This is a genomic window from Streptomyces sp. NBC_00258 (assembly GCF_036182465.1).
In the GTDB taxonomy this organism is placed as follows: domain Bacteria; phylum Actinomycetota; class Actinomycetes; order Streptomycetales; family Streptomycetaceae; genus Streptomyces.
On sequence record NZ_CP108081.1, the window covers coordinates 2,198,910 to 2,222,996 of the forward strand.

Genomic DNA, 24,087 nt, shown 5'->3' on the forward strand with positions numbered 1-24,087 from the left:
GGAGAAGGCAGTTGACGCCCTCTCAGTTGGTCCCGGCTCAGTTGGTCCCGGTCCGCTTGATCCGTCGGGCCGGTCATGTCACCAGCCCGACGAGGTGTAGACGACGGCTCCGGCCGACTCGTCGCCCCAGGCGAGTTCGCGCAGCAGCGCCGCGGTGCCCTCCTCGGGGTCGATCAGCTTGATCCCGCGCCTGGCGTACTCGCGTCCGAGTTCCGGGGTCACCATTCCGGTGTGACCGCCGGTGGGCGCCCACGGTCCCCAGTGCACGGTCAGGGCCCGGTGACCGGTGCGGGCGGCCCAGTCGGCGCCGAGGCTCTGCAGGGCGTCGTTGGCGGCCGCGTAGTCGACCTGGCCCCGGTTGCCGAGGACGGCCGAGATGCTGCCGAACAGGACGGCGAACGCGGGCCCGTTCGGGAACTCCTCCAGTGCTGTCAGCAAGGTCTCCGCGCCGCTCGTCTTCGTGTCGTACACGCGCTGGAAGGACTCGACGGTCTTGTCGGTGATCAGCCGGTCCTCGATCACTCCGGCCGCGTAGACGACACCGTCGAGCCGGCCGTGCTCGGCGTGGATCTCCTTGACCGCCTGGAGCGCGGCGTCCGGCTCCCTGAAGTCCACGCAGTGGTAGCGGGCCGTGCTGCCGAGCGCCGTGAGTTCCGCCAGGGTTGCGGTGATCTCCCGCCGGGCCAGGACGAGTTCGGCTTCTCGGTTGATGTCGGCGGGCGTCACTCCGCCGCCCGCGCGGGCGGCCAGTGCCGTACGCAGCGCGGCGCGGTCCGCGGCGGCGGCGATCGCCGGATCCTCGGGTCCGGTCGGCGCGGGAGTCCTGCCGAGCAGTTCGACACGGCACCGGGAGGCCGCGGCGAGCGCGGCGGCGAAGGTCGCGGTGATGCCGCGGGCCCCGCCGACCAGCAGCACCACGGAGTCCCGGTCGAGGCCGATGGCGGCTGCCTCGGCGGCTCCGTCACCCGCCGGTCCGGCTCCGGTGGTACCGAGGGTTCCCAGCGGGGTCTCGACGAGCTCCAGTCCGTGGCGACCGGCTGCCGTGCGCAGGACGACCGGGGCCGGGTCGGGCGCGAGCAGTTCGGCGAGCAGCGCGTCGGCGACGGCAGCCGGCGTGGTGTCGTCGAGGTCGACGATCCGCGCGACGGTGTCCGGGTACTCGCGCGCGACGGTACGGAACAGGCCGTGCAGCCCCGCCGGCCGGAGGCTCGGGGAGTTCCCGTCGGCGGGCCGGGCGGCGAGCAGCCAGCGCGGCCCCCGGCGCAGGGCGGCCTGGAACACGGGGAAGGCGTGGGGCAGCACCGGTGACGAGGAATCGGCGAGAGAGTCGAGGTACAGCACGCCGTCCACCCGGCCGTCCGCCTCGGTGAGCAGGTGCTCCGGGCCGAGGAACACGGCGTCGGCCCCGTGCCCCGCGAGCCGGGAGCGGACCTCCCGGGCCACGTCCTCGTTCTCGTCGCCGAGAAGGACGAACCGCTTTCCGGCCAGTACGGCGGACGGGTCCGCCGAGCCGTCGCCGTCCTGCTGCCCCAGAAGCACGGGCCGGAGCTCGAACCGCTTCGGTGCCTCGCCCGTGACCTCCACCGACTCCGGCATCTCGGCCCGCCCGACCGCAGTGCCGTTCCGTACCCCTTCCGGCTGTCCGGTCGTAGTCGGAGACGCACTCGGAGCCGTACTCGAAGGCGTGTTGCCGGACGGTTCGGCGGGCCCCGCGAGACGCGCCGCGAGCCAGCCCGTCACCGACGCGGCCGTACGGGCCCTTGCCAGGTCCTCCAGTTCCGCGTCGTCCAGCCCGGCGATGTCCACGCCGCCCCCGGCGCCCAGGCGCCTGGCCAGTTCACCGGCGATCTCGGCCCGCTTGATGGAGTCGATGCTGAGGTCGGCCTCCAGGTCGAGATCGGGCTCGATCATGTCCACGGGATAGCCGGTGCGCTCGCTGATGATCTCCAGCACGACCGCAAGGACGTCCGCTTCCGTGACGGCTTTCGTGACCGTCTCCGTGGCCGCCTCAGGCGCGAGCGTCGCGGCGGCGGCGAGCGCGGGTGCCGACTCCGACTCCGGCCGCGGAACCGGCTGTTGGGCCATGGCCAGCTCAGCGGCCGGTACGGCCTGCGGGTGGGTGCCGACCCCGGCGGGCGCGACGGGCGCGGGGATCCACTGCCCCGCCGTGGCGCCGAAGTAGGTCAGCAGCACGTCCCGTTGGGCGGCCACCATCTCCCGGCTGGTGCGCAGGTACTCGACGATCAGCGCGTCCCTGTCGGCCGGGACGCCCTCTCCGTGGTTCGCGTGGCTCGTCGTCACTGTCGTCTCCACAACGCGTCGGGCCGGTGCGAGGGCACCGGGGAGGAGTTCGCCGGCGGCGGTACGGACCAGCTGCCCGTCGACCGTCCATCCTGGCCGTTTGGGCTGCGGGGTCCGGGTCGCGTCGACGGCGTCGCGCCCGTGGAACAGCCATCCGGTGCGTACCGGCAGCCCCGCCACGGCCAGTTGGGCCAGTGCGTCGAGCCATCCGCGCAGTCCGCTGTCGTGGCGCGGCTCGCACGCGACGGTGCGGTGCGGGCGGTCGCCGAGGATCTGTGTGACCAGCCGGGTGAGTACGGAGCCGGGGCCGGCCTCGACGAAGATCCTCGCCCCGGCCTCGTACATGGCCTCGATCTGTGCGACGAATCCGACGGGGGCGCCGATCTGGGCGGCGAGTTCCGCGCGGATCTCGTCGGCGTGGTCGCCGTACGGGGCCGCTGTGCGGTTGGACCACACCGGGAACTCGGGCGGACGTACGGGCCGGTTCGAGAGTGCGTCGGCGAACCGCTCTCCGCCGGCGGCCACGACCGGGCTGTGGAAGGCGCAGGCGACGGGGATGCGTTCGGCGCCGAATCCCGCGGCGCGCAGCAGCGCCACAGCGGTGGCCATCGCCTCCGTCGGTCCGGAAATCACCGTCTGCCGGGGCGAGTTGTGGTTGGCGACGACGACCGTCGCGGGGGCGCCCGCCTCACTCAGGGCCCGTTCGACGTCTTCGGCACCGGCCGCGACGGCCGCCATGGTTCCCGGGTCGTCACCGACGGCCGAGAGGATCGCCGCCGCCCGCTCGGCGCTCAGCTCAAGCAGCGCCTCCGGTGTGATCGCGCCCGCGGCACAGAGGGCGACCAGTTCGCCGTAGCTGTGCCCGGCGGCCATGTCAGGGCGCACCCCGGCCGCGGTGAGCAGGGCGTGGGCGGCGAGTCCGGCGATGCCCAGCGCGGGCTGGGCGACCCGGGTGTCGGTGATCCCGGCCCGCCGGCGGTCCCTGGCGGCCGTGTCGAAGGCGGCGGGCGGGTACAGCGCGTCGGCGTGGTCGCGGCCGAGGTGCAGGTAGTGCTGGAGCTCGGGGAAGGCGATGAACACGTCCGCGAGCATCCCGGGCCGTTGGCTGCCCTGGCCCGGGAAGAGGAACGCGACCTTGCCGTCGGCCGGGGCCGGTCGACGCGGACCGGGCGGCGTCTGTCCCGCGTCCGCCTGCAGCTGCCCCGCCTCCGAACTCGCCTGCTCGCTCCCGTCGGCCGGGGCTCGTCCGGCCTCCGCCAGGTGGATGCCTCCGGCCGGATCGTGCTCGCCGACCAGGGCCCGGCGCAGCTGGCCGGTCAGCCCCTCGACGTCGGCGGCGACGACGGCCACCTGGACCGGTTCGTGGCGGGCGTCGGCACGGCGGGACGCGCTCAGCGCGAGATCGCGCAGGCGCCACGGGAGGCCGTCGGTCTCGGCGGCCTTGAGTACGTCCTCGATGGCTCGCCGGGCCGCCGCCGGATCCGTACCGCGGAAGGTGAACAGCTCGGCGGGCCAGCTGTTCAGGCCGTGGGCGGGCGGTTCTGCGGCCGAGTGGGCGCTGAGCACCACATGGAAGTTGGTCCCGCCGAAGCCGAACGCGCTGAGTCCGGCGACGCGTTCATCGGCGGGAACCGCCCAGGGCCGTGCCCGAGCGTGGAAGACGAACGGGCTGCTCTCCTCCCGCCACGCCGGGTTCGGCCGCTTCATGTGCAGGGTGGGCGGCTTGACTCCCGTGTAGAGAGACAGCACGGTCTTGATCAGACCCGCGAGACCGGCGGCGCACTTGGTGTGCCCGATCTGCGATTTGACCGAACCGAGCGCGCAGCCGCCCGCCTTGGCCCCGGCCTCGGTGAACACCTCGCTGAGGATGGTCAGTTCGGTACGGTCCCCGACCACGGTCCCGGTGCCATGGGCCTCGACCAGGCCGACGTCGGCCGGTGAGATCCCCGCGTTGCGGTAGGCCCGCTCCAGCGCGGCACGTTGCCCCTCGGGGCGGGGTGCCGTCAGTCCGAGCGAGCGGCCGTCGCTGGAACTGCCGACTCCCTTGATCACGCCGTAGATCCGGTCGCCGTCCCGTTCGGCGTCCACGAGCCGCTTGAGCACGACACAGGCGATGCCCTCGCCCAGGGCGATCCCGTCCGCCGAGCTGTCGAAGGCCCGCGACCGGCCGGTCGGGGAGAGCGCGTGCACGGAGGAGAAGAGGGCGTAGTCGTTGATGCCGTTGTGCAGGTCGGCGCCCCCGCACAGGACGACGTCGCTCGTACCGCCGACGAGTTCCTTGCACGCCACGTCGACGGCTGCCAGTGACGACGCGCACGCCGCGTCGACGGTGTAGTTGGCGCCGCCCAGGTCCAGCCGGTTGGCGATCCGCCCCGAGATGACGTTGGCCAGCATGCCGGGGAAGGAGTCCTCGGTGAGCCGGGGCAGCTGCCCGTCCAGACCCTCGGGAACGTCCCCGTAGTAGGAGGGCAGTACGGCACGCAGGGTGGCGGCGTTGGAGAGGTCGCTGCCCGCTTCGGCGCCGAAGACCACGGAGGTCCGCGACCGGTCGAACCCTCGGCCGCGCTCCCCGTAGCCGGCGTCCTCCAGTGCCCGCCGCGCGGCCTCCAGCGCCAGCAGCTGTACGGGTTCGATGCTGCCCAGCGAGGTCGGCGGGATGCCGTAGCGCAACGGATCGAAGGGGATCCGCGGCAGGAAGCCACCCCACTTCGACGGGGTGGCGCCGTCCGCGTCCTCCGAGTAGTGCACGGCGGGGTCCCAGCGGTCGGCGGGGACCTCACCGACGCTGTCGTGGCCGCCGAGGATGTTCGCCCAGTAGGCGGCGAGGTCGGGGGCCCCCGGGAACATGCAGGCCATGCCGACCACTGCCACGTCCAGCGGCTCGGGCGCCGCGGGCTCCTCGGCCGCGTCCATCCCGAGGCGTTCCCTGAGGAGAGCCGTGCGGGCGGCGAGGAATCCCGCCGCGCCGGTGGTGACCGAGCCGTGCAGCGCGTTGATCGTGGTGGTCACCGAGCGCAGCACGGCCACTTCCCCGGCCATGAACATGCCCTCGGACAGCTGGCGTTCCTCGGCCACGGCCGTGAGTTCACCAGTGGCGTCCCGCTCGGTCCCCTTGCTGGCGATCCGCAGCCGACCGACGTTGAGCCGTTCCAGTTCCTCCCAGATCCGCCGCTCGGGCACGCCGCGCTCGCGCAACTCCGCCTCGAACTGCCGGTAGTTCTCGCTGAACGGGCTGGGCACACAACGGGTGGCGTGGCCGGGTGCGGTCTCCAGCAGTGCGGTGCGTGTCGCGGCCAGGACCTGCTGCTGGAAGAGCGGCTGGACCGCCCCGCACTCCACCGCTTCGTCGGTGAACAGATAGGCGGTTCCCATGAGAACGCCGACGGCGGCCCCGCGCGCGATCAGTGGAGCGGCGAGCGCGGCGACCATCGCCGACGAGCGCTCGTCGTGGACACCGCCTGCGAAGAACACCTCGACACGTTCGGCAGTTTCGGCGTCCGCTCCGTCCAAGAAGTCTTCCAGCACGGCGAGTTGGGCCTCCCACAGGGGGAAGCTCGCGCGCGGACCGACGTGGCCGCCGCATTCGGAGCCCTCGAAGACGAATCGACGGGCTCCGGAGTCGAGGAACTGGCGGAGCAGTCCCGGCGAGGGCACGTGCAGGAAGGTGCTGATGCCGGCCCGATCCAGCGCCTCGGCCTGGGACGGTCGTCCGCCCGCGATGATCGCGTGCGTGGGCCGCAGGTCCCGTACGGCTTCGAGCTGGGCGTTTCTGGTCTCCTCGGGTGCGAAGCCGAGCACGCCGACGCCCCAGGGCCGGCCGGCCACGGCGGCGCGGGTCTCCTCCAGGACGGTACGCGTCTGCTCACCGCTCGCGAGGGCCAGCGCGATGAACGGCAGGGCGCCGTCCCCGGCGACGGCGGCGGCGAACCGCGCCTGGTCGCTGACCCGGGTCATCGGCCCCTGTGCGACGGGCACGCGCGTGCCGAGCGCCCGGCTCATCGGGGAACCGGGACGCAGCGCTCCGGCCGGTCCGTCATCGCGTACGGCGTCCCGTACGGAGGCGGTCAGGGCGCGGACCGTCCGGCCCGCGTCGCCCCAGCGCTCGGCGAAGCGGGCGGCGAGGAAGCCGTCCTGACCGACCGGCAGGAGCTGGGCACGCGGGTCCTGGGCACCCAGCATCCCCGACACGAGCAGCGGATCGCCGGCCGGGACGCGCGGGGCGTCCGGACCCCGGCGGTGCAGTACCCGGTGGCCGCCCACCACGACCGTCTCCGAACCGTCCATGGACCGCAGTGCCGCGGCCGCCGGCTCAGGAAGTCTCGCCTCGGCGAGCAGCGCCAGCTGGCTGTCCAGGACCACTCCGGCCGCCCCGCCGGCCACGGCGGCCGCCGCCGTACGGGGGCCGATGCCTCCGCAGGCCCATACGGGGAGGTCCACGCCGGGCTCGGCGAGCAGGTGCTGGAGCAGGACGAAGGTGCTGAGTTCACCGGTCCGGCCGCCGCTCTCGCCGCCACGGGCGATCAGGCCGTGCGCTCCGGCACCGACCGCCGCCAGAGCCTGCTCCAGGTCCGTGACCTCCACCAGGACCCGGTACGTCGCGGTGACCTCGTCGATCTGCCATGGCGAATCCGCGCCGAGGACGACGGTATGGAGGCCACCGTCGTCTCGCTTTCCCGGCTTTCCGGTGTTCTTTCCGGGCGCGAATTCTCCGGGATGGAGTTTCCCGGGATCGAGTTCTCCGGGAGCGATCCGGCAGTGCGCACCGACCCGCACTCCGAACGGTCCGGGCGCCCAGCGCCGGAGGGATGCCAGCGCCTCTCTGGCTCTTCGGTCACCGACCCCCAGGTCAAGTACGCCGAGGCCGCCCGCACGGCTGACTGCGGCGGCAAGCCTCGCTTCGGGTTCACCGAACGGGGTGATTCCAATGATCATGTCCTCGGCGCGCACAGCAGACGTCATGATTCTCCGAAATAATCGGTGAGACTGCACGGTGGGGGGTGCCTGGAGACGACGAATTGGCCCACGCGGACATACACCGTTTACGCGGCGTCAAGGGAAACACCCGCGCGAAAACCAACCTGTTGGAAGCTAGCGCCAACTTACTCACGGGTCAACATCGCCCCGGCTTCGCGCTACACCGTGGAATCGATTCAGCCAGGCCCCGCCAAGCCTCAAGAACCAAAAACCCGGCCAATTGCAATCAGTCACTACGCTACTCGGACGACAGCGCCGCAAGTCCGCCAAAAGCAGCGTCATGATTCACTCCCGCGAAACACGGACTGCAGCACAACGCCATTTTGTAAAATTCACATGTCCGCGCCAGAAGTCCTCGTCAAGCCTCACTCCGAAGATCCACACGTGGCGCGATGTCGAGAACCGAATCCCCACACATCTGACTCCATCACGGGACACCGCTCCGGCTCATTCGCGGGAATTTCCCTTTACTGAAGCCCTCCCCCGAACCGCCGACAGGATTTCACCTCTCGGCAACCACAAGATGTTTCAGAAATCTCGGCGCCGACCACCGGGAGACGCACTTCGGATCAATCGGTCGAATCGCCCTCAAGAAGCCGATCGATCCGAGTCGGCCACGACAATCCGGCCGGAGGCCCCGACCCACCACCACTCCCCCAACCCCGACTGTGATCTACACCGCAGAGGCAACCCCGCCGCCGACACCGACGTCTTGATCGACAACGAGGTGGCGCGGCGGCGCCGGTGCCCCATCGACCCGAGACACATGGTTCAGGGTGGAAAACAGGGCACTATACACATCGCGTATACACGCCATGTATACCAGCGAAGTCAGGTCCGCCGCCCCATCCGAACACCGGCAGACCGAAAGGCACGCATGTACGGCAAGGCATTCGCACCCGAGTACCAGGGTGCGCTCACCACCCTGTCCGTGAACTCCTCCCTGGTCGACGTACTGGCCGCGGGCACCGAGCAGTTGGCCGCCGCCGAGCGCGCCGGAGCACGGGGAGAGGTGGCGCGCTCGGGGCTCGCGGTCGCGGAGGCCCATCGGCGGCTCGGGCAGGTGGGCGACGCCGACCGCGCGTGGAAGGCGAGTTACCGTGCGGCCCGGGAGGCCGGGGACACCGCCGCGATGGCCTGGGCCCTGTGGAGCGGCGGCACACTGGCACGCCAGCGTGGTGCGTTCCCGCTCGCCTGGCGGCTGCTGGGGCTCGCGGCCGAGTTCGGCGAGCGCGGCGGCGACATAGTCGTACGCGGCTACTCGCTCGCCGGGATGGCGGAGACGGGCCGCATCCAGGGCGACTACGAGGCGGTCGGCGCGCTGCACGAACAGCTCCTGGCCGAGGCACGCAAGCGCGGCGAGGCGCGGCACACCGTGTGGGCCCTGGAGGGTATCGCGCAGATACACCGCAACACCGGGTCGTACGACACGGCGTACGCGATGTTCGAGGAGGCCGCGGAGATCGCCGGACGGGCCGACGACCGGCGCGGTCACGCGTGGGCGCTGCGCGGCCTGGCCGACATCGTGTCCGTCCGCGACGGGGACGCCGAGCGCGCGCTCGCCCTGCTCGCCGAGGCCGAGGTGACCTGCCGGGAGATGAACCTGTCGAGCGCGCTGGCGTACAACCACAAGATGCGCGGCAACGTCCTCTACCGGGCCGGGCGTTACGCGGAGGCCCGGGACGTCTACACCCAGGCGCTGGCGGAGTTCCGGGCGATGAGCGAGCCCCGCGGGGAGGCGCTCTCCCGGCTCGGCCTCGCCAAGTCCCTCGCCCACCTGGGCCACGACCTCGCCGACACGGCCGCCGAACTGGCCGATCTCGCCAAGGTGTTGGAACGTATCGGCCTGCGGCACGCACGACAGATGGTGGCTCGCGCCCAGGCGGAGTTCGGCATCGTGGCGGATACGCACAGGGGTGCGGACACGGATACGGAGACTGATGCCGGCACCCCCGTGACGGCCCTCGCAGGCACGGCGGTTCGGCGATGACGGTGACGACCTCCGTACTGCGTCCGCCCGTCTCGACCACGGCCGAAGCCGAGCGAGCCGTTCAACTCCTCGACCACAGCCGGGCGTTGGTGCGCCCCGCGCTGGCCGAGGCGGTGGGGCGGCTGCACCCGTGGGTGGGTGAGATGGCGGCGTACTCCTTCGGCTGGTGCGAGGCCGGTGGCGCGCCATCCGCCGCGGCAGGCGGCAAGGGGCTGCGGCAGGCCTTGGCCGTCCTGGGCGCGGAGGCGGCCGGGGCGCCCTCGGGCGCGGGAGTGAGCGCGGCGGTCGCGGTGGAGCTGGTGCACACCTTCTCGTTGCTCCACGACGACATCATGGACGGCGATGCGACCCGGCGTGGCCGCCCCACGGTCTGGAAGACGTACGGCACGGGCCCTGCCGTCCTCACGGGGGACGCGCTGTTCGCCCTGGCCGTGGAGACCCTGGCCGCCGCGCCCGGCGGCCACGTCCCGTCGGCCGTCCGTCACCTGTCCACCGCGCTCAACGATCTCGTGAGCGGTCAGGCCGACGACCTGCTCTTCGAGTCCCGCCCCTGGACGGGTCCGGAGGCCGTCGGCCCCGACGAGTACCGGACGATGGCCGAGCACAAGACCGGCGCGCTGCTGGGCTGTGCCGCCGCCCTGGGTGCCGTACTCGCCGGAGCCCCGGCGGCGACGGTCTCCGCGCTCGACCGCGCCGGCCGTCATCTCGGCGTGGCCTTCCAGGTGATCGACGACCTCCTGGGCATCTGGGGCGACCCCTCCGTCACGGGCAAGCCGGTCCATGCCGACCTGCGTCGGCGCAAGAAGACGTTCCCGGTTCTGGCGGTTCTCGACACCCCGTCCGTCGGCCGCCCCCTCGCCCGTCTTCTGGAGGGCGCCGAAGAACTCGACGACACGACCGCCCGCCGGGCCGCGGCCGTGATCGAGGAGGCCGGCGGCCGGAGCGCCGCGCTGGCGGAGGCCCGCCGTCACATCGCCCACGTCCACGCGTGCCTCGACAGCCTCCCCACGGCCCCGCACGCGGCCGACGATCTGCGTGCGCTGCTGGCTTTCCTCGTACGTCGCGAGATGTGACCAACTCCTTTGTCACACCAGCCTCTTGACGCCGTAGAAAGCCCTTGCCACACTCACCGCCCGCCATAGAAAACGCTTGCTGCGACGCTGTCGCGCGGGCGGCAGACCCCCACACAGGAGAAGAAGACGAGATGGGACGCAGAGCCGCACCTCACCTCATCCGCAGGACCACCAGGACCACCGAACCCCCCACGACCGCCGGGACCCGCGGGAGGCGGGCCGGCGTCACGGTCGCATGCGCGACCGCCCTGCTCACCGGGGCGGCCCTGCTCACGGCCCCCGCGAGCGCGGCCCCGCAACAGGCGGCGGCAGCGTGCGGCGAGGGTTCGTACCAGGCGGAAGCCGTACTGAACGGCAGCACCTGGACCGCCCGGCGCGGCAGCAGTGTCACGTACACCGGCACCGACATGCGGGCCGCGATGCAGGCGGCCGTCAACAGCCTCACGGCGGGCCGCACTTCGAAGGAACGGGTCGTGGTGCGCGGCTCGGGCGCCATCGGTGCCGGTTCCCGGGTCTCCCTGCCGAGCTACACCGTGCTCGACGTGTGCGGCACCATCAATGTCACCGGTTCGGGCTCCGGCGACCAGGCCCCGGTCTACGCACGCGGCGCCCGGGACATCGAGGTCCAGCACCTGAACCTCACCGGCACCCCGCTGTACGGCATCTTCATGCGCAACGTCACCAACGTCGTGCTCGGCCAGATCGACATGCGCCTCTCACGCGGTCTCGGCGTACGCATCGACAACCGCGGCGACACCAGCCAGTGGACACGCAACGTCCGGATCGACAACGTGTACGTCTCCGGGGCGAGCAGCCACGCCGTGGAGACGTACGGGGTCGACGGCATCACCATCGGCACGGTCACCGCGCGCAACGTGGGCGAGTCCGGTCTTCTGCTGAACCAGACCATCAACGCGACCGTCACGAAGGTCGACGCGGACGGCGCGGGCGCCGGTACGGGTTACGCGGCCTTCCGCATGGCCAACCGCAACGGCCGGATCGGCAGCGGCTACCCGACCAATGTGCGGGTCGGCGAGGTCGTCGCGCGCGGCGGCGGCCGGGGCGTCTTCTGCGTGTCCGAGAGCGGCGGCGCGACCATCGACCGCGTGACCATCTCCAACACGGGCAACAACGCGATCCTGATCGAGAACTGCTACAACGTGAACCTCGCCGCCCAGAGCGGCAGTGTCACGGGCGGCGGCGAGATCCGGCTGGCGGCACGCTCGGAGTTCCCGAACAACTCGGACATCACCGTCCAGAACCTGAGGGTGACCAACTCCTCCATCCGGGAGAGCCCTTGCGGTGACAACACCACGTTCCGCAACAACACCCTGGTCAACAGCTCCCAGAGCATCTGCTGACGGGGTCGGTACGGCAGTCAGTACGGCAGGAGTCGGCCCGAGGGGGTCCTGCGGTCGATCGCCGTGCCGCGCGCGGTGGTCGTACGACGGGTGGGACGGATGCGGATCCGGCGGTTCATGACGCCCTCCTCATTCCTGGTATCACCCAGCCTCCGCGCCGGCGCGGCCCCGCACATCGTGCGCATGGAGGCTTTCGCCCTGGTCCCGTGGCGGCACTCGCCGGGGGCGAGGTACTCCGGAGGAAGGAGGCGGCCCCCTACAGGCGCCCTCTCACCTGCGCACGGCCGTCAGGGGCGGCGCGGCTCCGGCCCCCAGTAGGAGGGACCCCCGCCGCGCCACTCGATGAGCGGTGACACGGCGACCTCGTTGTCGTCGAACTCCAGGCCCGCGCGGCGCAGGAACTCGACGACGTCCGGGAGGTTCATGGCGACACCGATCGGCTCGCCGTGGACCGTCACACGCCGGCCGGCTTCCTCCTGCGGCGGATGCACGACCACTACGGGATGTTCCGACATGCCCTCAGCCTCACCCGGTCCGCCTCTGCGCGCATCCGGGGGCGGCCGCCGCTTCGCCGAGAACGACGTCGGCGTGCGCCTCCCCACGAGACGCACGCCGACGGACCGGGCCGTTCACTGCACGACGGCTCTACTCGACGGCCCCGACCAGTCCCATGGCGGGGGCGGCGAGGTCGGTCACCTGGTGGAGCTGCTCCAGCTGGTAGAGGCCGTTCAGCTCGTTGAGCTTGTCGAGCTGGTCGGAGACCCTCGGCATCTCGGCCTTGTGCTCAGCGGGAAGGTCGCTCACGGCGAGCGAGTCGAGCATCGCGATGGGATTCACCTTTCCCGTCTCCGGGGTGGTGGCAGCGCTCGCGGACGGTACGGCAAGGCCCGTGACGCCGACGGCGAGGCCAACGGCGGCGACGATACGTCGTGTTGAGATCATGCCTTCAGCAACGGTGGCGGGCCGCCCGCGGACACGGCCGCGCCCGGCCCCTCACCCGACAGGCTCATCGTTCCGCCTGCGCTTGCCGTGACCGCCGCGCCGGAGGAGTCTCAGAGGGAGAGGCCCTCAAAGGCCCGCTCCATACCGGGCCGCGGCCTTCGCCAGTGGTCCACAAGGGAGGTCCATCATGGGCACTGCGGCAAGCCCCGGCTTCGACACCGAAGCCCTGCGCCGGGGCATCGAAGGCCAGGACGCGTCCGCGCTCCTGTCGCTGTACGCGGACGACGCGGAGATGCGCGTCGTCGACCGCAACACCCAGCCCAGCCACCCCAAGGTCATGCACGGCCGCGAGCAGATCCGCGAGATGCTCGACGACGTCTACAGCCGCGACATGACACACAAGTTGGAACAGTGTGTGATCCAGGGCGACCATGTCGCCTTCACCGAGTCCTGTCAGTACGCGGACGGCACCAGGGTGCTCTCGAACTCGATGATGTCGCTGCGCGACGGCAAGATCGTCGACCAGACCTTGCTGCAGGCATGGGACGACGAAGAGCAGTAAGGGGTATGCCGGGGGTCCGGATCACGACTCGTCTGACCTGGACCTTCTCGGCTCGGACGCGTCCGGGGCGGCCTCTGCGGCCTCGACCAGCTTCCGGAGCAGGTCGGCGAGTGTCAGCTTCTCTGCTTCTGTCAGCACTGAGAGCAGCGCGTTCTCGCCATGTTCTTCGGAGGCCGCGTGCCGCTCGAACGCGTCGTATCCCGCCTCGGTGAGCCGTACGTGGACCCGGCGGCGGTCGGCCGCGTCGTGCGTACGCGTGATCAGGCCGGCGTCCTCCAGCGGGCCGAGCCGTGCGGACAGCGCGCCCCGGGTCAGACCGAGCAGATCGGCGAGCCGTGACGGGCTCGTCTCGTAGGGCGGGCCGAGCCTGCGCAGGGTGAGCAGCACCTTGAACTGCCAGTGCCTGAGCCCGTCGGAGTCCAGGGTGTCCCGGCGGGCCTGCGCCGCGTGCCGCGAGAGGATGCCGAGCCGCGCGAAGATCGCCTCCTTGACCGGGTCCATCCAGCCGAGCTCCTTCGACCAGAGCTCGACATGCCGGTCGACCGAATCGCCCACCGATCCCCTCCTGACGTCCGGGCGGCAGCCCGATAGTTTTCTTGTGGATAGTTTTTCTGATTACTACCTTCCTCGCCATGACAAAAAAGACGAGCACGGCCCACGCCGTCCTTCCGGTGGACGTTGTCGTCGCGGCGGCGCGTGAACTGGCCCGGGCCGGGCGGTGGCAGAGCGCCCTGGACCTCCTCGACGGGGCCGTCACGGACGAGCCCCACGACCGCGCGGTCCTCGCTCTCGCCGGGGCGGAGGTCGCTCTTGAGCACGACTGGTTCGGAGGTACGGACACCGTGGACCTGCGGATCGCCGCCGCGGACAGGGTCTTGGACGAACTCACCGGGCCGGTCGGCCTCTGGGACCTGGACTTCGTACGGCTGCGGCACACGTATTTCCGGCTGCTCCGCGGTGACGGTACGTTCCGGTTCGGGCCGGCGGGCAAGGATCCCGCCGAGCTGGCGGAGCTGCGGCGGGGTGCGCAGGAGCTGTGCGAGCGGGCGGACGACGAGGTGCGCCGGGGCTGGGCGCGGATGTATCTCGGGCTGATCGTCGACAACCTCTTCGCCGAGCGGGACGCGGCCCCCGCGCACTACGAACTCGCCCTGAGCGCCGGGGAGGCGGGCGACGATCTGCTGGCCCGTGAGGCGCTGCGGCATCTCGGCGACCACGACCACGACGACCTGGACCACGCACGGGCACGGGAGCGCTGGACCCGGGCGACCGCTCTCGGCGCTCGGGCGGGGAACGTCCCCGGCACCCTCTCCCAGCAGCTGCTCCTGGCGGTGCTGGCCCGCGACCGCGGCGACGAGGCGGGAGCCGCGGCCCTCGCGAACGAGGTGGCGCGCTGGGCGGGGGCGATCGGTGCCGTACGCATCGAGGCACAGGCGACCGGGTTCCTGGCGGGCGTGGACCCGACGGCCGGGCCCGAGGACGAGTCCTGACCCTCGGCTAGTGTGGGCGTGGGCCGTGACTGGCGCTGAGGTGGAGTACCACCGGGGAGCGGCCCGACGCACACGTCTTCGCCGCGCGCCTGGGCATCTTCCACGACGCTCAGGAGTAGCTCATGTCCCAGGCCCAGCTGATGGACGGCACCGGTCTCGCCGGGCGGATCGTCGAGGAGACGGCCAAGCGGGCGGCCGGCCTCACCGAACGCATGGGGGCGGCACCCTGTCTGGCCACCGTGCTGGTGGGCGAGGACCCCGCCTCCGTCACGTACGTACGCATGAAGCAGAACCGTTCCCGCAAGGCGGGTATCGAGTCGCGGCACGTGGCTCTGCCTGCCGGGATCCCGACGGCCGAGCTGGTCGGCACGCTCACCGCGCTGTCCGCGGACCCGACCGTGCACGGGATCCTGTTGCAGCACCCGATGGGTCACCACATCGACGAGCGCGCGGCGTTCGAGGCGATCGCTCCGGAGAAGGACGTCGACGGCGTCACGCTGGCGTCGTTCTCCGCGATGAGCTTCGGTCTGCCGGGCTTCGCGTCGTGCACGCCCGGCGGGATCATGCGGCTCCTGGACGAGTACGACGTCGACCCGGCCGGCAAGCGGGCCGTCGTGGTGGGCCGCAGCGCGATCCTCGGCAAGCCGGTGGGCATGCTGCTGCTCGGACGCGACGCCACGGTGACGTACTGCCACTCGCGCACGGCCGACCTGTCGGCGGTCGTGCGGGAGGCCGACATCGTGGTGGCCGCGGTGGGGCGGCCCCGGCTGATCCGCGGCGAGGACATCAAGCCGGGCGCGGTCGTCGTCGACGCCGGTTACAACCCCGGCAACGTCGGCGACGTCGACTTCGACAGCGCACGGGAGCGGGCCTCGCTGATCACCCCCGTGCCGGGCGGGGTCGGACCGATGACGATCGCCACGCTGCTGGCCCAGACCGTCGAGGCGGCCACGCGGCAGACCGGCGCCTGATCAGCGCATCCACGCGCTGTAGTCCATGACGTCACCCGCCTTGAGCCCGTACTCGGGCTCGGCGGCCGTGGCCGTGCTCTCCAGGCCGAGGACGGCACCGGTGACCGGGTCCATGATCAGCATCTCCCGGAAGCCGGTGCCGTCGTACACGTACGCCTGGCCTCTCCGGCCCAGGCGATCGGTCACCTGGCCGACGGGCCGCAGTCCGTCGGCGTCCGCGAGGAGCCGGGCGAGTGCCGCGTCCTCACGGGCGCCGAGGGTCCAGGTGTCGAGCAACAGCCTTGTGACGTCCAGCAGTTCGGACGTGGTAAGCGGGGTGTCGGTGTGCTGCGCGTCCTGCAGATAGGCGCGCAGCCGCCTGGCGTCGTGCGGGGGCGGCGACTCGGGCGGGGCGTCGCTCCAGCTCGGCGGGAAGGTCTGCTCGCTGATGACATGACCGTCGTCGACGAGGCGGGGGCCGCCGCCCCCCTCGGAGAGGACCGGCCGGCCCGGACGGCGCGGGTCGGTCGCGACGACCAACTCCGTGTGGCTGTCGTCCGCGTTCCAGCGCACGATGCGCTCCACGGGGAGCGTGATCGGAGGCTTGTCCTCCGACATGCCCATGCTCCACGACTGCACATGCGTCCCCTTGCGCAGACGGGACGAACCGTCCGCGGCCCCGTCGGCACGCTCGGCCAGCCGGTCCAGCGGTACGGGGGTGGAGTCGGCCCGGACGACGAGCGGGCGCGGCGCGGCCACCGCGGGGGTGGTGCTCGGTCCCGCGAGAAGGAGCGCGAGGGAGGTCACGGCGACGGCCGCGGCCGTCGCGAGGGCCCACACGAGACGCGTACGGCGAGGGCGGGGGCCGCGCAGCAGCCGGCTGAGACCGCCATGGCCTGGCAGGAAGCGGCCTGGCCTCGGGCGCTCGTCGGTCGCCGCCCCCACGAGCTGGTTGAGGCGGCGTTCGGCATCGTGGCCAAGGGGTCCGTCGCCGAAGCGGGGGTCGTCGGACGGCACCGGGTTGGCGCGGCGCAGCAGTTCGAGTTCGTCAGCCATGGCGCTGCTCCTTCGGGGTGTCGCGGCGAGGCGTCGTGGGACCGGCGGCCACGGTGGTCCTCATGCTGTCGATCTCGGCTCTGAGCCGGCGGCGGGCGCGGTGCAGCCGCATCGCCGCCGCTCTGTTGCCGCAGCCGAGGGCCACGGCGACCTCGTCGATGCCGAGTTCCTCCCAGGTGGTGAGCCGCAGGACCTCCTGGTCGGCGGGTGCCAGCCGGGCCAGCGCGTCGTGCACCCAGGCGCCGGGCTGCTCCGAGTCGGGGCTGTCCACGATCTGCCGGCCGTGCGCGGTCTCGTCGTGACCGAGCTTGTCGACGAGTCGCCGGCGGCGTCCGTAGCCGCGTACCGCGTTGGACAGGCAGTTGCGTGCCACGCCGTACAGCCAGGGAAGGGGGGACGCGGGCAGGTCGGACCGGCGCCGCCAGGCGACGGTGAAGACCTCCGCCACCACTTCCTCGACTTCGCTGGTCCGGCCGTCCAGTCGCCGCGCAACGTACCGGCTGACCGCCCAGTAGTGCTCGCGATAGGCAGCGGCGAAGGTCTCGTCGTTGCTCATGTTCCGTAGGTGTCCGGCAGTTCCTCGATCGTCACACCTGAAGGCGGTGATCCTTGTCGCTCCGCCCCAGTGTGACGACCGGATGGGCCTCGGACACAGGCGGGGTATGGAGAGCAACACTGTCGCCGCGGCGCTCGCGCCCCCGCGTGCGGGCCGTCGCCCGGGCCTCGCCGCCGTCCGCTGGCTGACCACCACTGACCACAAGACGATCGGTACGTTGTACCTGGTCACCTCGTTCGCGTTCTTCTGCATCGGCGGCGTGATGGCGCTGTTCATGCGCGCCGAACTGGCCCGTCCCGGCACGCAGATCATGTCGAACGAGCAGTTCAACCAGGCGTTCACGATGCACGGCACGATCATGCTGCTGATGTTCGCGACACCGCTGTTCGCCGGCTTCACCAACTGGATCATGCCGCTGCAGATCGGCGCGCCCGACGTCGCGTTCCCGCGGCTGAACATGTTCGCCTACTGGCTGTACCTGTTCGGCTCGCTGATCGCGGTCGGTGGTTTCCTCACCCCGCAGGGCGCGGCCGACTTCGGCTGGTTCGCCTACAGCCCGCTGTCGGACGCGGTCCGCTCGCCGGGCATCGGCGCCGACATGTGGATCATGGGTCTGGCGTTCTCCGGCTTCGGCACCATCCTGGGCGCGGTCAACTTCATCACCACCATCATCTGCATGCGCGCGCCGGGCATGACCATGTTCCGCATGCCGATCTTCGTGTGGAACGTGCTGCTCACCGCGGTCCTCGTGCTGCTCGCCTTCCCCGTCCTTGCCGCCGCGCTGTTCGCGCTGGAGGCGGATCGGAAATTCGGCGCACACATCTTCGATGCCGCCAACGGTGGTGCCCTGTTGTGGCAGCACCTGTTCTGGTTCTTCGGGCATCCAGAGGTGTACATCATCGCGCTGCCGTTCTTCGGCATCATCAGCGAGGTCATCCCGGTCTTCTCCCGCAAGCCGATGTTCGGCTACATGGGCCTGATCGGCGCGACCATCGCCATCGCCGGCCTGTCGGTGACGGTGTGGGCGCACCACATGTACGTCACCGGCGGTGTGCTGCTGCCGTTCTTCTCCTTCATGACGTTCCTCATCGCGGTGCCGACCGGTGTGAAGTTCTTCAACTGGATCGGCACCATGTGGAAGGGGTCCCTGAGTTTCGAGACCCCGATGCTGTGGGCCACCGGCTTCCTGATCACCTTCACCTTCGGTGGTCTGACCGGTGTCATCCTGGCCTCGCCGCCGATGGACTTCCACGTCTCGGACTCCTATTTCGTGGTGGCGCACTTCCACTACGTGGTCTTCGGCACCGTGGTCTTCGCGATGTTCTCCGGCTTCCACTTCTGGTGGCCGAAGTTCACCGGCAAGATGCTCGACGAACGCCTCGGCAAGATCACCTTCTGGACGCTGTTCATCGGCTTCCACGGCACCTTCCTCGTCCAGCACTGGCTGGGCACGAACGGGATGCAGCGCCGGATTCCCGACTATCTGGCCGTGGAGGGTCTGACGGTCCTCAATACGGTGTCCAGCATCTTCTCCTTCGTTCTCGGACTGTCCCTGCTGCCGTTCTTCTACAACGTGTGGAAGACGGCGAAGTACGGCGAGAAGGTCGAGGCCGACGACCCGTGGGGTTACGGCCGTTCGCTGGAGTGGGCGACCTCCTGCCCGCCGCCGCGGCACAACTTCGTCGTCCTGCCGCGGATACGTTCCGAGGCCCCGGCGTTCGACCTGCACTATCCCGAGATCGGTGCCGCGGCCGGGCAGTTGCCTGCGCCGGAGAGGGTTCTGCGGTGACGGCGATGGACGAACGGCCGGTCGATGCGGGGGTGTTGATCAACGAGTTGGAGGGTCATCTTCTGATCGAGGCGACCCTGGGTGAAGGGCGGGCCGAAGCGGGTCGTTTCAGCCGGCAGTTCGGGTGGCTCACCGACAGCCAGCGGGCCGAGGTCGAGGAGCGGTTCGCGGAGGAGTATGTGTCGCTTGCGCGGGTCTCCTGGCGGCGGACCGTTCAGCGGGGCGTCGAGTTGCGGGGTGAGTACGAGGAGGCGTATCGGGTGTTGCGTCAACGGCTGCTCTCGGTGTGGGTGTTCGGGGTGGCGCTCATCAGCGGGGCTGCCGTTGTGGTTGTGTCACTGGTCCGGCAATGACCAACGAGCCTGTCGTTCGATGGCTGCGGGCCGTCCGTGGCTGGTCGCGCAGTTCCCCGCGCCCCTGAAAAGGCGCGCCGTACTGGACCGGAACCCACCCGCTCAGCCGACCCTCTCCGCCAAGAAGTCCTCCCAGGTCCGCTTGCCGATCGTCGTGTTCTTGAGGGAGAGGTTGTCGCCGGACCGGTACGCGCGGCCTGCCTTTCCCGGCATGTGGACGGGGAGCATGGGGCGGCGCTTGCCTTGGGTCTTCAGGTAGGTGGTGAGCAGGTCGGCCAGGGCGTAGACGGTCGGGCCGGTCAGGTCGGGGACCAGGCCGGCCGGCTTGGCTAGGGTCAGTTCCACGAGTCGGGCGGCCACGTCGCGGGAGTCGACCGGCTGGAACCGGAGGCCGCCCGGGACAGGGATCACGGGCAGCTTCGTCATCCCCTGAGCCATCTTCAGGACCAGGTCGTGGAACTGGGCGGCGCGCAGTGTCGTCCACGGCAGGCCGGAGTCGGCGACGGCACGCTCGGCGCCCAGCTTGGCCCGGAAGTAGCCCAGTGGGACCGCGTCCGCGCCGGTCACCGAGATGTACACCAGGTGCCGTACCTCGGCGCGCGACGCGGCCCGCACGAGGTTGCGGGTCGCCTCGTCGTCGCCCTTGGGACCGCCCGCGAGGTGGAGGACGGTCTCGACTCCGGCCAGCGCGGCCTCCATGCCCTCGCCCTTGAGCAGGTCGGCGGTCACGTACTCGACGCCGTCACCGGACGGGCGGCCGTGCCTGCTGAGGACCCGTACGTCGTGGCAGGCCTCCCGCAGCAGGGGGACGACGTGGCTGCCGAGGGTGCCCGTACCGCCGGTGACCAGGATGGGAGTCGTCATGGTTCCTCCGTCAATCGCTCGGCCCGGGAGTCCGGCTCCCGGTACCTTCAGCTGGGTTTTTGTGGATCTACTGCCATGACCCCGGCCGACGAAGGAATGTGACACGTGAACGAGCTCGACTGGCTGACCGAGGGTTTCGAGGAGCACCGGCCCCGTCTGCACGCGATGGCGTACCGGATGCTCGGTTCCGCGAGTGAGGCCGACGACGCTCTTCAGGACGCCTGGCTGCGGGTCGGTCGCGCCGACACCGACAGCGTGGAGAACATCGGCGGGTGGCTGACGACCGTGGTGGCGCGGGTGTGCCTCAACATGCTGCGCTCGCGGGAGCACCGGCGTGAGGAGTCGCTCGAAGCGAGGGAACCCGTTCCGGCACGCGGTCAGGACGACGGGCGCGATCCCGAGGAGGAGGCGCTGCTGGCCGACTCGGTCGGGGTGGCCCTGCTGGTCGTGCTGGACACGCTGTCCCCTGCCGAGCGCCTCTCCTTCGTCCTGCACGACATGTTCGCCGTGCCCTTCGATGAGATCGGCCCGATGCTGGAGCGTTCTCCGGCCGCCGTGAGGCAGCTCGCGAGCCGTGCCAGGCGCCGGGTCAAGGGTGCCTCACCTCTGCCCGAGGCCGATCTGGCCCGTCGGCGCAGGGTCGTGGACGCCTTCCTGGCCGCCACCCGCGGCGGGAACTTCGACGCGCTGGTGGCCCTGCTCCACCCGGACGTGGTGCTGCACGCCGACAGGTCGGTCGTCCCGACGCCGGATCCGGTCGTGGTGAGCGGTGCGCACCCGGTCGCCAAGGGCGCGATGGCCGCCACGGGCAGGGCCCGGTTCACCGGTCCCGCGCTGGTGAACGGTTCGGCCGGACTCGCGATGGCTCCGCAGGGGCGGCTCCGCCTGGTGCTCGCCTTCACGATCACGGACGACATGATCACCCGGATCGACGTCGTCGCGGACCCCGACCGCCTCGACGAACTGGAGCTCGCGGTGCTCGACGACTGACGGCGGTGCGGCGCGTCGGCGTGCGGACCCTATGACCGTGCGGCACGCGCCGCCATACTTGCCGTCGTGCGAGTAGTGATCATGACGGCCGGGTCGCGGGGCGACGCCGCGCCGTACACGGGGCTTGGGCACGGGCTGGCACGGGGCGGCCACGAGGTCACCGTGGTGACGCACGCGTGCTTCGAACCGCTGGTGACGGCCGCCGGCGTGGGGTTTCATCCACTGCCCGTGGATCCACGGGCCGAACTGGAGTCCGTACGCGGGCTCGCCCTGCATCGCAGTGGCACCGGGATCGGGAAGCTGGCCCGGATCGTCGAGATGGCCAGGTCGCTGGTGGGAAAGATGGCCGACGACCTGGTGGCCGCGGCCGGGGCAGCCGATGTGCTGTTGCTGTCGAGTTCGCTGGGGCCCCTCGGTCATGCCATCGCCGAGGGGCACGCGCTGCCGAGCATGGGCGTCTACCTCCAACCGCTGGCTCCCACCGGGGAGTTCGCGCCCCCGATGATCGGCACCCGCTCCCTGGGGCCGGCCGGGAACCGGCTCGCGGGTCGTGCCGTCAATGTCGCCGTCGAGCGCGTCTTCGCCGACACCACCCGGTCGCTGCGGACCCGGCTCGGGCTGCCGCCGCTCGGTTCGCGTGCCGCCCGGCGTGCCCGTGAGCGGCAGAACTGGCCGGTCCAGCACGGCTTCAGCCCGCTGGTGGTGCCCCGGCCGCGCGACTGGCGGCCCGGTCTCGGCATCGCCGGCTACTGGTGGCCGTACGACGGCGAAGCCCAACTCCCGGGCGGGCTGCGGGACTTCCTGGACGCCGGTAGTCCTCCGGTCTACTTCGGTCTTGGCAGCGCGACCGTGCCGAATCCCGAGCGGCTGAGCGAGGAGGTCGTACGGGCCCTGCGCGCGGCCGGGGTGCGTGGTGTCGTGCAGCGGGGCTGGGCCGGGCTGGGGGCCGTCGGGGACGACATGTTCACCGTGGACGAGGTCCCGCACTCGGCGCTCTTCCCGCGGATGGCCGCGGTGATCCATCACGCGGGTGCGGGCACGACCGCGGCAGCGCTGCGGGCCGGGGTGCCGGCGGTGCCCGTGCCGATCCAGTTCGACGAGGCTTTCTGGGCTGCCCGGCTGGTCGCGCTCGGGGTGGCTCCGGAGGCCGTTCCTCTGCGCGGGCTCGGTGCCGAGGCGCTCGGAGGTGCCGTGGCACGCGCCGTCACCGAGCCCGTGTACGCGCGCCGCGCGAGGGCACTGGCCGGCCGCCTCGGGGACGAGGACGGGGTGGGTCCCGTCCTCGCCGCCGTGGACCGACTGGCCGAAGGAAGCTGACGCCCTGCGTATCCTGCCCCGCAGGTCAGCGCGCTGCGACCCGGGTGACGGCCTCCTACGCCACGGTGACGTGCACCGTCATCTCGTCGGCCCCGGGCGTGCCCACCGTCTCGATGGTGACCCCGGTCCAGGTGCCCTGGGGCAGGTTCAGCGCCGGAGCCGTCTTCTCGCCGACGGTGTTGCTGTCCTTGAACGGGTACAGGTCGTCGCTGTCACCGCGGTTGCCCCGGCCGAACATCCGGGAGAGGTCGCCGCGGCCGTCCGCCTGGAGGAGTTCGATGGCCAGGTTCTGCTCGTCGTTGACGTTGTCGATCGATTCGTCGACGACGTAGACGGCGATCCCCTCGTCGGGCAGGAAGGCGTCCTGGCCGCGACGGCGACGGTACTCGACGAGTATGTACTGGCTGTCGGACATGGTCGCGGGGTTCTGGATGAACACCGCTTCGCCGTCCTCCGCGGCGGGCCGCAGCCTGATGTCCCGGGTGGTCTTGTTCACCACCTGGGGCTCGATCCAGCCGTGGAACATGCGCAGCATGGCGGTCGGGAAGACCGGGGTCAGGCCGCCGTTGCCCCATGAACCGCCCGCCATCAGGCAGTAGTTGCCGAGTCCGGCCGAGCGGGTCAGCTGCTGTTGGCCGGTGTCGTAGTAGTCGGCCCAGCGTGCCGCGAGGTGGCCCCACTCGTGGGCGCAGACACCGACGGCGCTGTCCTCGGGGACGGTCAGGAAGGTGCGCGCGGACAGGCCAGGACCGACCTCGACGCCGCCGGGGATCGTCCACTTGAGGCTCCACAGGTCGCCGCGCTGGGTCGTCTGCTCGGCGCCGCGTCCGGCGTGGATGACGAACAGGGCGGTGACGACTCCTTCGTCGAGTGCGTCGAAGGAGGTGAAGTCGACTCCGGCGTCACGGGCCGCCAGTACGGCGTCACGTGCCAACCCCTGTGAGTTGCGCGGGAAGTTGGCGTTCATGCCGGAGTTGCCGTCGGCGTAGAACGAGAGCGGCTGCGGCATCCGGAACCAGCCGTGCACCGCGCCCTGGACGTCGATGCCGGTGCTCGGTGACGTGTCGAAGGCGCTGACGTCACGGTAGAACGAGCGCATGCTGCCGGTCGGGAACTCGTCGAGGCCGAAGAGCATGCTGTCGTAGTGGCCGGGGCCGTGGTCGACCTCGTGCGGCTGGTCGGGAAAGTCGACGAGCAGCACCAATGTCCGGATGGTTCCCCGGAGTTGGGACGCCGGACGGGTGATGAGCTGCTTGTCGGTGCTGGGGCCCGGGTCGAGGGCTCCGTCGTCGAGGCCGACGAGGTTCTCGCCCCGTCGTCCCGCGCGCCAGACGGTGTAGTACTCCTCGAACGTCATGTTCCCCGGCAGACGGCGTTCCTTGAGCAGTTCGAGATAGCGGGCGTACAGCTGCGCCAGGGCCTGCGGCGACAACGGGACCGGGCAGGCGGCGGCACAGTCGTGAACTGGTCGTACAGGGCTGAGCGTATGACGCATCAGGCACCCCCTTCAGGGGACGAA

General features: G+C 71.1%; 18 protein-coding genes and 1 riboswitch. Of the genes, 10 read left to right on the forward strand and 8 right to left on the reverse strand.

The features are described 5' to 3' along the window. Positions 1–78 precede the first annotated feature (78 nt). The gene (locus tag OG718_RS10205) at positions 79–7,260 is read right to left on the reverse strand and encodes an SDR family NAD(P)-dependent oxidoreductase (RefSeq protein WP_328843962.1); all 7,182 of its coding nucleotides are present in this window, start codon (positions 7,258–7,260) and stop codon (positions 79–81) included. Between the two features lie 892 nt (positions 7,261–8,152). Here OG718_RS10205 and OG718_RS10210 point away from each other — a divergent pair. From OG718_RS10210 to OG718_RS10220, 3 genes are all read left to right on the forward strand, one after another. Continuing rightward, entirely contained in the window at positions 8,153–9,265 is a 1,113-nt protein-coding gene (locus tag OG718_RS10210; protein WP_328843963.1) for a tetratricopeptide repeat protein, read from the forward strand. Beyond that, complete coding sequence (locus tag OG718_RS10215; RefSeq protein WP_328843964.1) at positions 9,262–10,338, forward strand: polyprenyl synthetase family protein; 1,077 nt, start codon at positions 9,262–9,264, stop codon at positions 10,336–10,338. The genes OG718_RS10210 and OG718_RS10215 overlap by 4 nt, the downstream gene beginning before the upstream one ends. A 131-nt stretch (positions 10,339–10,469) precedes the next feature. Continuing rightward, on the forward strand, positions 10,470–11,699 hold the full coding sequence (locus tag OG718_RS10220; protein ID WP_328843965.1) for a hypothetical protein: 1,230 nt from the start codon (positions 10,470–10,472) through the stop codon (positions 11,697–11,699). A 287-nt stretch (positions 11,700–11,986) separates the two neighbouring features. Here the strand turns inward: OG718_RS10220 and OG718_RS10225 are convergent, their stop codons facing one another. Then, on the reverse strand, positions 11,987–12,214 hold the full coding sequence (locus tag OG718_RS10225) for a hypothetical protein (protein ID WP_328843966.1): 228 nt from the start codon (positions 12,212–12,214) through the stop codon (positions 11,987–11,989). Between the two features lie 130 nt (positions 12,215–12,344). Further along, positions 12,345–12,641, reverse strand: a complete 297-nt coding sequence (locus tag OG718_RS10230) for a hypothetical protein (RefSeq protein ID WP_143641072.1) — start codon at positions 12,639–12,641, stop codon at positions 12,345–12,347. A 187-nt stretch (positions 12,642–12,828) separates the two neighbouring features. Here OG718_RS10230 and OG718_RS10235 point away from each other — a divergent pair, with 187 nt between their 5' ends. Further along, on the forward strand, positions 12,829–13,203 hold the full coding sequence (locus OG718_RS10235; protein ID WP_143641071.1) for a nuclear transport factor 2 family protein: 375 nt from the start codon (positions 12,829–12,831) through the stop codon (positions 13,201–13,203). 21 nt (positions 13,204–13,224) lie between these two features. Here the strand turns inward: OG718_RS10235 and OG718_RS10240 are convergent, their stop codons facing one another. Then, a complete protein-coding gene (locus OG718_RS10240) occupies positions 13,225–13,758 on the reverse strand; it encodes a MarR family winged helix-turn-helix transcriptional regulator (protein WP_306936120.1) in 534 nt (177 codons plus the stop codon). Between the two features lie 77 nt (positions 13,759–13,835). Between OG718_RS10240 and OG718_RS10245 the strand changes: the two genes are divergently transcribed. Further along, complete coding sequence (locus OG718_RS10245) at positions 13,836–14,693, forward strand: hypothetical protein (protein ID WP_328843967.1); 858 nt, start codon at positions 13,836–13,838, stop codon at positions 14,691–14,693. A 15-nt stretch (positions 14,694–14,708) separates the two neighbouring features. Continuing rightward, a riboswitch (ZMP/ZTP riboswitch) is annotated at positions 14,709–14,795 on the forward strand. A 20-nt stretch (positions 14,796–14,815) separates the two neighbouring features. After that, positions 14,816–15,664, forward strand: coding sequence for a bifunctional 5,10-methylenetetrahydrofolate dehydrogenase/5,10-methenyltetrahydrofolate cyclohydrolase (locus tag OG718_RS10250; RefSeq protein WP_328843968.1), 849 nt, complete (start codon positions 14,816–14,818; stop codon positions 15,662–15,664). On the opposite strand, the gene OG718_RS10255 is transcribed toward OG718_RS10250, so the two are convergent. Further along, complete coding sequence (locus OG718_RS10255) at positions 15,665–16,699, reverse strand: CU044_5270 family protein (protein WP_143641067.1); 1,035 nt, start codon at positions 16,697–16,699, stop codon at positions 15,665–15,667. Continuing rightward, positions 16,692–17,255, reverse strand: coding sequence for an RNA polymerase sigma factor (locus OG718_RS10260; protein WP_306936124.1), 564 nt, complete (start codon positions 17,253–17,255; stop codon positions 16,692–16,694). The genes OG718_RS10255 and OG718_RS10260 overlap by 8 nt, the downstream gene beginning before the upstream one ends. Before the next feature lie 106 nt (positions 17,256–17,361). Here OG718_RS10260 and ctaD point away from each other — a divergent pair, with 106 nt between their 5' ends. Both ctaD and OG718_RS10270 read left to right on the forward strand, forming a co-directional pair. Further along, positions 17,362–19,044 carry an aa3-type cytochrome oxidase subunit I gene (gene ctaD / locus OG718_RS10265; protein ID WP_328843969.1) on the forward strand — a complete coding sequence of 561 codons (1,683 nt, stop codon included), beginning with the start codon at positions 17,362–17,364 and terminating at the stop codon, positions 19,042–19,044. 5 nt (positions 19,045–19,049) lie between these two features. Beyond that, positions 19,050–19,397: a hypothetical protein gene (locus OG718_RS10270; RefSeq protein ID WP_328843970.1), complete on the forward strand. Its 348-nt coding sequence runs from the start codon at positions 19,050–19,052 to the stop codon at positions 19,395–19,397. Between the two features lie 102 nt (positions 19,398–19,499). Here the strand turns inward: OG718_RS10270 and OG718_RS10275 are convergent, their stop codons facing one another. After that, positions 19,500–20,261 carry an SDR family oxidoreductase gene (locus OG718_RS10275; RefSeq protein WP_328843971.1) on the reverse strand — a complete coding sequence of 254 codons (762 nt, stop codon included), beginning with the start codon at positions 20,259–20,261 and terminating at the stop codon, positions 19,500–19,502. A gap of 105 nt (positions 20,262–20,366) precedes the next feature. On the opposite strand from OG718_RS10275, the gene OG718_RS10280 reads away from it, so the two are divergent. Together OG718_RS10280 and OG718_RS10285 are read left to right on the forward strand one after the other, a co-directional pair. Next, positions 20,367–21,251 carry a sigma-70 family RNA polymerase sigma factor gene (locus OG718_RS10280; RefSeq protein WP_328843972.1) on the forward strand — a complete coding sequence of 295 codons (885 nt, stop codon included), beginning with the start codon at positions 20,367–20,369 and terminating at the stop codon, positions 21,249–21,251. 81 nt (positions 21,252–21,332) lie between these two features. Next, a complete protein-coding gene (locus tag OG718_RS10285; protein ID WP_328847721.1) occupies positions 21,333–22,568 on the forward strand; it encodes a glycosyltransferase in 1,236 nt (411 codons plus the stop codon). Positions 22,569–22,623: 55 nt separating this feature from the next. Here OG718_RS10285 and OG718_RS10290 read toward each other — a convergent pair whose 3' ends face one another. After that, a complete protein-coding gene (locus tag OG718_RS10290; protein ID WP_328843973.1) occupies positions 22,624–24,063 on the reverse strand; it encodes a M6 family metalloprotease domain-containing protein in 1,440 nt (479 codons plus the stop codon). Positions 24,064–24,087 lie beyond the last annotated feature (24 nt).

Excerpts from the sequence above, each read along its gene's own strand:
- ctaD (WP_328843969.1), top strand. The coding sequence starts at position 17,362 with ATGGAGAGCAACACTGTCGCCGCGGCGCTCGCGCCCCCGCGTGCGGGC.
- OG718_RS10205 (WP_328843962.1), bottom strand. The coding sequence starts at position 7,260 with ATGACGTCTGCTGTGCGCGCCGAGGACATGATCATTGGAATCACCCCG.
- OG718_RS10290 (WP_328843973.1), bottom strand. The coding sequence starts at position 24,063 with ATGCGTCATACGCTCAGCCCTGTACGACCAGTTCACGACTGTGCCGCC.
- OG718_RS10215 (WP_328843964.1), top strand. The coding sequence starts at position 9,262 with ATGACGGTGACGACCTCCGTACTGCGTCCGCCCGTCTCGACCACGGCC.
- OG718_RS10255 (WP_143641067.1), bottom strand. The coding sequence starts at position 16,699 with ATGGCTGACGAACTCGAACTGCTGCGCCGCGCCAACCCGGTGCCGTCC.
- OG718_RS10245 (WP_328843967.1), top strand. The coding sequence starts at position 13,836 with ATGACAAAAAAGACGAGCACGGCCCACGCCGTCCTTCCGGTGGACGTT.
- OG718_RS10230 (WP_143641072.1), bottom strand. The coding sequence starts at position 12,641 with ATGATCTCAACACGACGTATCGTCGCCGCCGTTGGCCTCGCCGTCGGC.
- OG718_RS10235 (WP_143641071.1), top strand. The coding sequence starts at position 12,829 with ATGGGCACTGCGGCAAGCCCCGGCTTCGACACCGAAGCCCTGCGCCGG.
- OG718_RS10220 (WP_328843965.1), top strand. The coding sequence starts at position 10,470 with ATGGGACGCAGAGCCGCACCTCACCTCATCCGCAGGACCACCAGGACC.
- OG718_RS10275 (WP_328843971.1), bottom strand. The coding sequence starts at position 20,261 with ATGACGACTCCCATCCTGGTCACCGGCGGTACGGGCACCCTCGGCAGC.
- OG718_RS10260 (WP_306936124.1), bottom strand. The coding sequence starts at position 17,255 with ATGAGCAACGACGAGACCTTCGCCGCTGCCTATCGCGAGCACTACTGG.
- OG718_RS10270 (WP_328843970.1), top strand. The coding sequence starts at position 19,050 with ATGGACGAACGGCCGGTCGATGCGGGGGTGTTGATCAACGAGTTGGAG.
- OG718_RS10250 (WP_328843968.1), top strand. The coding sequence starts at position 14,816 with ATGTCCCAGGCCCAGCTGATGGACGGCACCGGTCTCGCCGGGCGGATC.
- OG718_RS10210 (WP_328843963.1), top strand. The coding sequence starts at position 8,153 with ATGTACGGCAAGGCATTCGCACCCGAGTACCAGGGTGCGCTCACCACC.
- OG718_RS10225 (WP_328843966.1), bottom strand. The coding sequence starts at position 12,214 with ATGTCGGAACATCCCGTAGTGGTCGTGCATCCGCCGCAGGAGGAAGCC.
- OG718_RS10285 (WP_328847721.1), top strand. The coding sequence starts at position 21,333 with ATGACGGCCGGGTCGCGGGGCGACGCCGCGCCGTACACGGGGCTTGGG.